This window comes from Phenylobacterium sp. (assembly GCF_016793225.1).
GTDB lineage: Bacteria > Pseudomonadota > Alphaproteobacteria > Caulobacterales > Caulobacteraceae > Phenylobacterium.
On record NZ_JAEUMN010000001.1, the window covers coordinates 1 to 9,141 of the forward strand.

At 70.8% G+C, this 9,141-nt stretch carries 12 protein-coding genes and 1 riboswitch; of the genes, 4 read left to right on the forward strand and 8 right to left on the reverse strand.

Features of this window, described 5'->3' with window-relative positions; translation table 11 throughout:
* Positions 1 to 122 precede the first annotated feature (122 nt).
* The gene (locus tag JNK30_RS00005) at positions 123 to 590 is read right to left on the reverse strand and encodes a DUF1203 domain-containing protein (protein ID WP_293478984.1); all 468 of its coding nucleotides are present in this window, start codon (positions 588 to 590) and stop codon (positions 123 to 125) included.
* Positions 591 to 802: 212 nt separating this feature from the next.
* Between JNK30_RS00005 and JNK30_RS00010 the strand changes: the two genes are divergently transcribed.
* Positions 803 to 2,395 (forward strand): ABC-F family ATP-binding cassette domain-containing protein, encoded by a 1,593-nt coding sequence (locus tag JNK30_RS00010; protein ID WP_293478986.1) that lies wholly within the window; start codon positions 803 to 805, stop codon positions 2,393 to 2,395.
* 9 nt (positions 2,396 to 2,404) lie between these two features.
* Here the strand turns inward: JNK30_RS00010 and JNK30_RS00015 are convergent, their stop codons facing one another.
* The 6 genes from JNK30_RS00015 to JNK30_RS00040 all read right to left on the reverse strand — a co-directional run bounded on the left by JNK30_RS00015 (position 2,405) and on the right by JNK30_RS00040 (position 5,994).
* Positions 2,405 to 2,830 carry a PaaI family thioesterase gene (locus JNK30_RS00015; RefSeq protein ID WP_293478988.1) on the reverse strand — a complete coding sequence of 142 codons (426 nt, stop codon included), beginning with the start codon at positions 2,828 to 2,830 and terminating at the stop codon, positions 2,405 to 2,407.
* Positions 2,830 to 3,330 carry a 6,7-dimethyl-8-ribityllumazine synthase gene (locus tag JNK30_RS00020; protein ID WP_293478990.1) on the reverse strand — a complete coding sequence of 167 codons (501 nt, stop codon included), beginning with the start codon at positions 3,328 to 3,330 and terminating at the stop codon, positions 2,830 to 2,832. Before JNK30_RS00020 ends, JNK30_RS00015 begins: the two co-directional genes overlap by 1 nt.
* Positions 3,331 to 3,415: 85 nt before the next feature.
* Positions 3,416 to 3,588: riboswitch (FMN riboswitch) on the reverse strand.
* Positions 3,589 to 3,653: 65 nt separating this feature from the next.
* A complete protein-coding gene (locus tag JNK30_RS00025; protein WP_293478992.1) occupies positions 3,654 to 4,034 on the reverse strand; it encodes a group 1 truncated hemoglobin in 381 nt (126 codons plus the stop codon).
* 100 nt (positions 4,035 to 4,134) lie between these two features.
* Positions 4,135 to 4,578, reverse strand: coding sequence for a flagellar basal body protein (locus JNK30_RS00030; RefSeq protein WP_293478994.1), 444 nt, complete (start codon positions 4,576 to 4,578; stop codon positions 4,135 to 4,137).
* A gap of 1 nt (position 4,579) precedes the next feature.
* Complete coding sequence (locus JNK30_RS00035; protein WP_293478996.1) at positions 4,580 to 4,894, reverse strand: rod-binding protein; 315 nt, start codon at positions 4,892 to 4,894, stop codon at positions 4,580 to 4,582.
* Positions 4,894 to 5,994: a flagellar basal body P-ring protein FlgI gene (locus JNK30_RS00040; protein ID WP_293478998.1), complete on the reverse strand. Its 1,101-nt coding sequence runs from the start codon at positions 5,992 to 5,994 to the stop codon at positions 4,894 to 4,896. Before JNK30_RS00040 ends, JNK30_RS00035 begins: the two co-directional genes overlap by 1 nt.
* Before the next feature lie 186 nt (positions 5,995 to 6,180).
* Here JNK30_RS00040 and JNK30_RS00045 point away from each other — a divergent pair, with 186 nt between their 5' ends.
* Together JNK30_RS00045 and dksA are read left to right on the forward strand one after the other, a co-directional pair.
* Positions 6,181 to 6,615, forward strand: coding sequence for a flagellar assembly protein FliX (locus tag JNK30_RS00045; protein WP_293479000.1), 435 nt, complete (start codon positions 6,181 to 6,183; stop codon positions 6,613 to 6,615).
* 91 nt (positions 6,616 to 6,706) lie between these two features.
* Positions 6,707 to 7,135, forward strand: a complete 429-nt coding sequence (gene dksA / locus JNK30_RS00050; RefSeq protein WP_293479002.1) for an RNA polymerase-binding protein DksA — start codon at positions 6,707 to 6,709, stop codon at positions 7,133 to 7,135.
* Between the two features lie 6 nt (positions 7,136 to 7,141).
* Here dksA and JNK30_RS00055 read toward each other — a convergent pair whose 3' ends face one another.
* On the reverse strand, positions 7,142 to 7,915 hold the full coding sequence (locus tag JNK30_RS00055; RefSeq protein ID WP_293479004.1) for a nucleotidyltransferase domain-containing protein: 774 nt from the start codon (positions 7,913 to 7,915) through the stop codon (positions 7,142 to 7,144).
* A 131-nt stretch (positions 7,916 to 8,046) separates the two neighbouring features.
* On the opposite strand from JNK30_RS00055, the gene JNK30_RS00060 reads away from it, so the two are divergent.
* A partial coding sequence (locus JNK30_RS00060) for an NAD(+) synthase (protein ID WP_293479006.1) occupies positions 8,047 to 9,141 on the forward strand: 1,095 nt, incomplete at its 3' end.

Consider the following 9,141-nt stretch of genomic DNA (forward strand, 5'->3'; position numbering starts at 1 on the left):
TCAGGCAGGCGGCGATCAGGAAGGGCAGTCGGGGTCTGGGCACGATGGGCGCTCCGTTGGGAACCGCCGCCCAGAACTCCCTCAGATCATTCTGGTTTCGCCATCACGCGATCGTCAGCCCGTCACGCGCGATCGATCCGCGCGGCGAAGCAGCCGGCGCCTGCGTAGTGGGCGTGCAGGTAGGCCGCGCCCGCGCTGTCCAGCAGCCGCTCGATCGCCGCGGGCAGCTCGGCCGTGGGCGCGAGCTCGGCGTCCACCATCATGCCGTCGCTGTCGAACGCCCGCAGCGACAGGTGCGCGCGCGCCGCGAAGGCCGGCGGGATCTCTCCCGGCGCGAAGGTGCGGTCCTCGGCCGCCTCGCGGACGAAGATCGCGTGGCTGGCGCGGAACGGGGTGTCCGCCGGCTGGTGCTCGTAGTTCAGCAGCAACACGCTCTCGCCGGGCGCAGCGTCCACAAGCGTCACGCGGCAGGGCGCTCCCGGCCCCTCCACCCGCCGGCGCAGGACCCCGCGCGCGGCGAGCTCGGCGTCCGACAGGGCGAAGAGGGGGCGGAAGGCGGCGACGGAAAGCGGGCGGACGACGAACGGCATGGCGATCTCCCTTTCGGCCGGAAGATCGGCGCTCGCCCTCGCGAGGCCAATGTGGCGAAGCCAACACAGGTCCGAAAGCCGCGAGCCGGCCCGGGTTTGCGCGATCGCCGCCGCGCGCCTATGTAGCCGGCTTCAACCGAGGAGCAGGCCGATGCGGCTGGCGCTGGACATTCCGACCACCCCGAACGTCCACGGCGCGATGACCCTCACCCATGCCTGCATTCGTCACTCTCGACGGCCTCGCCTACGCCACGCCTGACGGCCGCGGCCTCTTCCAGAACCTCACGCTCGCCTTCGGGGCCGAACGCACCGGCCTCGTGGGGCGTAACGGCGTCGGCAAGTCCACGCTGCTCAGGATCATCGCCGGCGAGCTGGAGCCGACCGCGGGCGCGGTGGCGCGGACAGGCCGGCTGGGTGTCATGCGCCAGACGCTCGAGCCGCCGCCGGGCGCGAACATCGCCGAGTTGATGGGCGTGGCCGCGCCGCTCGCCCGCCTGGCCCGCATCGAGGCCGGGCTGGGAAGCGAGGAAGATCTCGCGGCCGCGGACTGGACGCTGGAGGCGCGGCTCGACGCCGCTCTGGCCGAAGTCGGCCTCGCGGGGTTCGACCTGCGCCGCGAGGCCGCCTCGCTCAGCGGCGGCCAGGTGACGCGCGCGATGCTGGCCGGCCTTCTGGCGGCCGAACCGGACCTGCTGATCCTGGACGAGCCCACGAACAACCTCGACGTAGAGGCGCGCGGGCTCGTGTCCGAGGTCCTGGGGCGCTGGAAGGGCGGAGCCATCGTGGTGAGCCACGACCGCGCCCTGCTGCGCCGGATGGACCGCATCGTCGAGCTGACGTCCCTCGGCGCGCAGGTCTACGGCGGCGGCTACGACCTGTACGCCGCCCGCAAGGCCGAGGCCGAGGCGGCGGCGGCGCGCGAACTCGCCGACGCGCAGAAGGACTCCGCCCGGGTGGCGCGCGAGATCCAGCAGGCGGCCGAACGCAAGCAGCGCAAGGACGCCGCCGGGAAGCGCCTGCGTGCGAAGGGCGACGCGCCGAAGATCCTTCTCGACGCCCAGCAGCAGCGCGCCGAGACGTCGGGCGCGCGGGCGGGCCACGTGGCCGACCGGCTGCGGGCGCAGACGGCCGACGCGCTGGCGGGCGCGGAGGCGAAGATCGAGCGGGTGCGCCGGCTCGGCTTCGAACTGCCGCCGTCGGGTCTCGCGGCGGGGCGGGCGGTGCTGGCGTTCGAGGACGTGGCCTTCGCCTATCCGGGAGGCGACCCGCTGCTGGGGCCGCTGTCGCTGCGGATCACGGGACCCGAACGGCTGGCGGTGTCCGGACCCAACGGTTCGGGCAAGACGACGCTCATCCGCCTGGCGGCCGGGGAGCTGCAGCCCACCGCCGGCCGGATCGTCCGGGGCGCGCCGGCGACCCTGCTCGACCAGCAGACCGCGCTGCTGGGCGACGAGCCCACCCTGATCGCGGCGTTCCGCAGGCTGAACCCGAGGTCCAGCGAACACGCCGCGCGGTCCGCACTGGCGCGCTTCCTGTTCCGCAACACGGCGGCCGAGAAGCCGGTGGGCGTGCTGTCCGGCGGCGAGCGGCTGCGTGCGGCGCTGGCCTGCGTGCTGCTGGGCGACCGGCCGCCGCAACTGCTCATCCTGGACGAGCCGACCAATCACCTGGACCTCGACTCGATCGGCGCCGTCGAGGCCGCGCTGCGCGGCTACGACGGCGCCCTGCTCGTGGTCAGCCACGACCGCGACTTCCTCGCCGCGATCGGGATCGGGCGGGAGCTGGCCCTGCCGGGCCGGGCCTGAGCCCAGCGACTACGCGGCCATCTTCCTCAGCACCCGGAAGACGGCGTTCGCGCGGGCGCATGGCTGGCCGTCGGCGGTGACGAAGGCCTGGGCGAACGCCAACGTGCCTCCGGGCTTCACGAACACGGTGTCGAATTCCAGCCACTGCCCCGTCAGGGCGGCGCCCAGGAAGTCGACGCTGAGGTTCACCGTGAGGAGGCTGGCGTCCCCGCCCATCCGACGCGCGCACGAGAGGCCCATGGCGTTGTCGGCCAGCGCCGAGATGAGGCCGCCGTGCACGAAGCCGCGGCTGTTGCAGTGCTGGGCGCCTGCGCGGACGCCCAAGACGACGGCGTCGCCCGAGAGCCGCCGGTAGAGCGGCTCCCAGGGGTCGGTCACCGGACTGCGACGATCGTGTCGCTCGAAGCCCGGCGGCGCCTGGATGGCGGCGTCCATCAGGCCGCGCCGGCCAGCTTGGCGAGGCTCTGCAGCGTGCCGACGCAGGCGTGCGCCGCCTCCGCTCCCTTCGTGCGGAAGTGGGCGTGGAAGAAGCCCTGGTGGACGTCGTGCTCGTGGAAGTGATGCGGCGTCAGGACCACCGAGAACACCGGCGTCTCGGTCGCCAGCTGGACCTGCATCAGGGCGTTGACGACGGTGGAAGCCACGAAGTCGTGGCGATAGATGCCGCCGTCCACCACGAAGCCGGCCGCGACGATGGCGGCGTAGCGTCCGCTGCGGGCCAGCGTCTGGGCGTGCAGCGGGATCTCGAAGGAGCCGGGGGTCTCGAAGACCTCCACGGCCTCGGCCGGCAGGCCGAGCTTCACGATCTCGTCCAGGAAGCCGTGGTAGGCTTCGCGCACGATGTCGGCGTGCCAGAGCGCATGCACGAAGGCGATGCGTCCGGCGCGGAAGGCGCCGTTGGCGGTGGGGAATTCGAGGGTCGCAACTTGGGTCATGGTCTTCTCCCTGACCGGGTTCAAAGGACCACGACTCAGGGGCAGGCCATGCACGCGCCGGGGCGGAGTCCGCCCGACGCGACGTGGCCGTTCTCATAACCGGACTGTGACCGTCGGCCCCGGGATCGCACCGGGTCTGCTCGTCCCTGGCCCCACGTATGGCGAGAGGCCAGGCGCCCGCGGGCTCGTCCCACCGGGTCCCGAAGGAGGGTGGGCATTACCGCCGGTGGGGAGTTTCACCCCGCCCTGAGAACGCAGACTGCCGGACGACCCGGCAGCCTGGTGAACTTAGGACGCTGACGCTGGGGCAGACAACGGCGACGTCAGGCCGCGTCGGCGGAACGTCCCAGGACGTCGTTGCGCACGGTTTCGGCGATGGCGGCCACTTCGCCGATCTCGCCGTCGCCGACGCCCAGTTCGCGAAGCGTCGCCGCGAGATTCTCCACCACGGCGTCGAAGTGGCTGTCGTTCAGGCCGCGCGCCACGAGGTGGGCGTGGCCGCGCCGCATGTCGGCGCCGCTGTAGGTGTTGGGACCGCCGAAGGCCATGATGAGGAAGGCGCGCTGCTTGGCGTTCTGCGCCGTCATGTCCACGCCATCGAAGAAGTGGGCGATGCGCGCGTCGGCCAGCACCTTGCCGTAGAAGACGTCCACGGCGGCCTTCACCGCCGGCGCGCCGCCAATGCGCTCATAGAGTGATGTCACGTGGAACTCCCGGTAGGCGGCGGAAACCCGCTCCCGCCGCCGGCGTGGGATGTAGGGCTCAATCCCTAGGGAACGGCTAAGACCGCCGAAGACTCTTCGTTCAGGCGCGGCGGTTCAGCGTGATGGCCGTCGGAGCGACCGTGGAGGTCTGCACGCCGCCCGACCCGTAGACGCTGACCTGGCTGCGCTGGGCGGCGATCTCGTCGGCGATGCATTTCACCAGCCCCTCGGTGATGATCCGCGCCGCCTCGATCGCCCGGCCCTGGCGCGCGAGGACGGCGTCGAAGGCCTCGGTGGCGCGCACGAGCGCGGTGCGGGCGGCCAGCGGCGCGCCCTCGATCAGGCTGGGGTCGGCGCGGATGCGCGCGCTCTCGTGCCGGTAGAGGTTGGCGAGGCGCGAGGTTTCCTCCAGCAGGGCGGCGGCGGCGTTCGGCCGGCGTTGCTCGAAGGCCTGGGCCTGCGCGGCGGCCAGTTCGGTCAGGCGCTCCGTCAGGACGGTCAGTTGCTCGCAGCGATCGGCGGCGTCTTGCGCGGCGAGAGCCATGTCAGGTCAGCCCCTGCAGCTTGAGGATTTCGCGCTGGACGGTGTCGGCGAGGCCGATGCCGCCGGCCTTGGCGACCTGCTTGCCCATGGCCTCGGTCATCAGCGAGCGGAACATCTCCTCGCCCGTCCCGCCGCCGAACGGGCCATCGGTCTTCAGCCCCGAGAACATCTGCTGGAACATCGTCGACAGGAACTGGGCCTCGAACTTCTGCGCCGCATCCTTCGCCCGGCTCTTCGCCAGGTCGGCGGCGGTCTGTTGGGGCGTGGCGGCCAGCAGGGTGGGGGACAGCGCGATCGGCGCGGAGAGGTCGCTCATCACATCACCTCGATCTCGGCCTGCAGCGCGCCGGCCGCCTTGATCGTCTGCAGGATGGAGATCATGTCGCGCGGCGTGACCCCCAGGGCGTTCAGGCCCGCCACAAGCGTCGAGAGGGACGTTCCGGTCTTCAGGGTCAGGAACTGCTTTCCCTTCTCCTCCTCGACGGCGAGGTCGCTCTGCGGGATGACCGCCGTCTCGCCGCGGGAGAACGGACCGGGCTGGCTGACCGCGGGCTGCTCGCGCACGGTGATGGTCAGGTTGCCCTGCTGGATCGCCACGGTGGAGACCCGGACGGCGTCGCCCATGACGATGACGCCGGCCACTTCGTCGATGACGACCTTGGCGGGCGTGTCGGGCTCCACCGGCAGGTTCTCTACCTTGGCCAGGAACGACACCATGTTCTCGCCGGCCGGCAGACGCAGGGTCACGATCGTGGGGTTGTCGGCGCTCGCCGCGCCTGGATAGGCGGCGTTCACGACGTCGGCGATGCGCCGCGCGGTGGTGAAGTCGGGGTTGCGCAGGGTCATCCGCATCTGGCCCAGGTTCGCGAGCTGGAACCCGACTTCGCGCTCCACCGAGGCCCCGCCGGCGATGCGGCCCGCGGTGGGCACGCCCTTGGTGATCGAGCTGCCCGAGGCGCCCCCCGCGCTGATCGAGCCGGTCTGCACCGTGCCCTGCGCCGCCGCGTAGGCATGGCCGTCGGCGCCGAGGAGCGGCGTGACCAGCAACGTCCCGCCCAGCAGGCTCTTGGCGTCTCCCAGGGCCGACACGGCCACGTCGATCTGCGAGCCGGGGGCCGCCCACGGCGGCAGCTTGGCGGTCACCATGACGGCGGCGACGTTCTTGGTGTTGAGGTTGGCGTCGCGGACGTTCACGCCCAGCCGCTCGAGCATCGCCTCCAGGCTCTGCTTGGTGAAGGGGGCGTTGCGGAGCGCGTCGCCGGTGCCGTTCAGGCCGACCACGATGCCGTAGCCGATCAGCTGGTTCTCGCGGACGCCTTCGAACTCGACGATGTCCTTGATCCTCGACTTCGCGAGGCTCGGCTGGGCGCCGAGGGCGAGAGCGGCGAGGACGAGGGCGGATAGCAGGCGACGCATGGGCAACCTTGGACGCAGGGTTTCGCCTCGCTCACGCGAGAACCATGCCAGGAAAAAGCCGAATGAAATCAAACGCGGTCGGAGTCGGGTGGGCAAGTTCGACTAGGCAGATTCAGCCTCCCGTTAACCATGCTTCAAGCTTGCGCGGCGAAGCTGCCCAGCGAGTGAGAGGGTGCGAAGCGTCCCATGAAGGTCAGCGGTACAGGCGGTCTTTCGCAGGCCTCGGGCGCCAAGTCGGCGCGGGGCGCGAGCGGCGGCGAGGCCTTCCGGGTCGCCGGAGGCGCCGCGGCGGCGCCCGCGGCCCAGGTTTCCAGCGCAGCCGGCGTGGGAGGTGTCATGGGCGTCGAAGCCCTGCTTGCCCTCCAGGACGTCGAGAGCCCCACCGAGCGCCGGCGCCGGTCCGTCCGGCGCGCCGGGCGTCTTCTGGACGAGCTGGATCGCATCAAGATCGCGCTTCTCGGCGACGAGCTGAACGCCTCCCAGCTGGAGGCCCTCGCGCGCACCGTGAAGGAGCAGCGCTCGGCGACCGACGATCCCCGGCTGGAGGCCGTGCTTGACGAGATAGAAACTCGCGCGGCGGTAGAGCTTGCGAAGTTCCAGGCCGCAGGGCGTGCGGCGTAGGACCTCGTTACGCGGGCGACGTTGAAACCAGCGACGCATTTGCTATACACCCGCCGCGTGTCTCAGGGTTCCTCAGGGGCGTGAGGTTTTCATGAAAGCAGCCGCAGTTCTGGCTGAAAGTCCTGAATACCGTCCTTCCGAGGACGAGGAGTTCATGAACGAGCGTCAGCTTGAGTACTTCAAGCAGAAGCTCCTCATGTGGAAAGAGGACATTCTCCGCGAGTCGCGCGAAACGCTGTCGCACCTCCAGAAGGAAACCGAGAATCATCCCGATCTGGCGGATCGGGCGTCGTCCGAGACCGATCGGGCCTTGGAATTGCGCACGCGTGACCGTCAGCGGAAGTTGATCTCGAAGATCGACGAGGCGCTCCGCCGGATCGAGGACGGCAGCTACGGCTACTGCGAAGAGACCGGCGAGCCCATCGGCCTGGCCCGTCTCGACGCCCGCCCGATCGCCACGCTGAGCCTCGAGGCCCAGGAGCGTCACGAGCGCCGCGAGCGCGTACACCGCGACGACTAGGCTCGTTCAGGCGTCCATGTAGCGGCGCAGCACGCCCTCGCGCAGCGCGTCCGCCACCGAGCGGTCGGCAAGGCCCAGGTCTCCCTCGCGCGGTTCCAAGAACCGGACCAGGCCACGGGCCAGTCGCGTCCCTGCTGCCGCGACCTCTTCCGCGCTGGCCGGGTCGAGGCCCAGGCAGACACGGGCGTCGGCGTGGAAGCCCTCTGGAGCAACCGGCAGGGTCAGTGCGGCGCGCAACGCTTCCGGCGGGGAACGCACCACGACCTCGGGATTCAGCGGGCGGAGCAGGCCCGCCGCGTACTCGACCAGCATCCGCGCCGTCCAGCGCAGGAGGACCGCGTCGCCGCTCGCGACGGCGCGCCGCAGCTTCATGAAGAACTCGACGAAGTCCTCCAGTTCAGGCTCGCCGGGCGGCAGCCGCGCGGAGGGATCTTCTCCGAGGACGGCAACGGCCTCGGAGGTCGCCCAGAGGTAGACCGCCGCTTCGAGCACCGGGAAGCCGAACGCCCAGCCCGCGGGTTCGTCCTCCTCGTCGGTCCAGGTCTCGAGCGACTCTGCGGCGACCGAGACATGCGCCAGCCGGCCGTCGCCGCGCTCCAGGAACCAAGCACTGAAGGGGCAGGCAGGTTCGTCGCGGGTGACGGCCACCACGTCCACGTCGCTGTAGCGATCGGCCTCGCGACGAGCGTAGCTGCCGGTCACCAGCACCGCGACGACGCTGGGCTCGGCCTCTCTGACCCGTCTCACGATCTCCGCCGCCAGATCCGCGTCGAGGTCCAAGCGTTCGTCCATTAGGTCAAGGTAGTTGCGGACCGTCCGCCGGCAACCGGATGCGAACGAAATCGGGATAAGGTTTGCGCCCCTGCGAGGGGTGTATATGCTCAGAGTGAGCATAAGCCTGGGAGCTCTCGGTGACGAAGGCCGCGTTCCATTCGATCCACACCCACGGCTTCGTCCGCGCCGCGGTCTGCACGCCCGAGGTGATTCCCGGCGATCCAGGCGTCAACGCCGCCGAGACCCTGAAGCTGGCCCGGCAGGGGGATGCTGCGGCCTGCGACCTGATGCTGTTCCCCGAGCTCGGGCTCTCGGCCTATGCCGTCGACGACCTTTTCCTCCAGGACGCGCTGCTCAAGCGCGTGGAATCCGAGATCGCCAGCCTCGTCCGCGCCAGCGAGGGCCTCAAGCCCGTCCTGCTGGTGGGCGCGCCGGTGGCGGTGAACGGCCGTCTCTACAACTGCGCGGTGGCGATCTCGCGTGGCCGCATCCTGGGCGTCGTGCCGAAGAGCTTTCTGCCCAACTACCGGGAGTACTACGAGAAGCGCTGGTTCGCGCCGGGCGCGGGCGTCGTGGGCCTGACCGCCATCCTGGCCGGGCAGGAGGTCCCGTTCGGAACCGATCTCGTGTTCGAGGCCGAGGACCTCGCCGACTTCGTCTTCCATCTGGAGATCTGCGAGGACTTCTGGGCCCCGGCGCCGCCGTCCACCGCCGGCGCGCTGGCGGGGGCGCTCATCCTCTGCAACCTGTCGGCCTCGAACATCGTGGTGGGCAAGGCGGACGACCGCGAGGTCCTCTGCGCCAGCCAGTCGATGCGCTGCCAGGCGGCCTACCTCTATTCGGCGGCGGGACCCGGCGAGAGCACCACCGACCTGGCCTGGGACGGTCAGGCCTCGATCCACGAACTGGGCCGCCGTCTCGCCCAGACCGAGCGTTTCCCCACAGGCTCGCAGCTGGCGCTGGCCGACATCGACGTCCAGCGCCTGCGGCTCGAGCGGATGCGCACCCCGACGTTCAACGATGCGGCCGTGGCGGCCGGCCATCCCGAGCGGACGTTCCGGCGCGTGACCTTCGTCCACCAGCCGCACCATGACGACGTGGGCCTGATCCGGCCCCTGGACCGCTTCCCCTTCGTGCCCGACGATCCGGCGCGCCTCGACCAGGACTGCTACGAGGCCTTCAACATCCAGGTCTCGGGCCTGGTGAAGCGGCTGCAGGCGACGAAGTCGAAG

Excerpts from the sequence above, each read along its gene's own strand:
- JNK30_RS00010 (WP_293478986.1), top strand. The coding sequence starts at position 803 with ATGCCTGCATTCGTCACTCTCGACGGCCTCGCCTACGCCACGCCTGAC.
- JNK30_RS00035 (WP_293478996.1), bottom strand. The coding sequence starts at position 4,894 with ATGAGCGACCTCTCCGCGCCGATCGCGCTGTCCCCCACCCTGCTGGCC.
- JNK30_RS00005 (WP_293478984.1), bottom strand. The coding sequence starts at position 590 with ATGCCGTTCGTCGTCCGCCCGCTTTCCGTCGCCGCCTTCCGCCCCCTC.
- JNK30_RS00030 (WP_293478994.1), bottom strand. The coding sequence starts at position 4,578 with ATGGCTCTCGCCGCGCAAGACGCCGCCGATCGCTGCGAGCAACTGACC.
- JNK30_RS00020 (WP_293478990.1), bottom strand. The coding sequence starts at position 3,330 with ATGACCCAAGTTGCGACCCTCGAATTCCCCACCGCCAACGGCGCCTTC.
- JNK30_RS00045 (WP_293479000.1), top strand. The coding sequence starts at position 6,181 with ATGAAGGTCAGCGGTACAGGCGGTCTTTCGCAGGCCTCGGGCGCCAAG.
- JNK30_RS00040 (WP_293478998.1), bottom strand. The coding sequence starts at position 5,994 with ATGCGTCGCCTGCTATCCGCCCTCGTCCTCGCCGCTCTCGCCCTCGGC.
- dksA (WP_293479002.1), top strand. The coding sequence starts at position 6,707 with ATGAAAGCAGCCGCAGTTCTGGCTGAAAGTCCTGAATACCGTCCTTCC.
- JNK30_RS00015 (WP_293478988.1), bottom strand. The coding sequence starts at position 2,830 with ATGGACGCCGCCATCCAGGCGCCGCCGGGCTTCGAGCGACACGATCGT.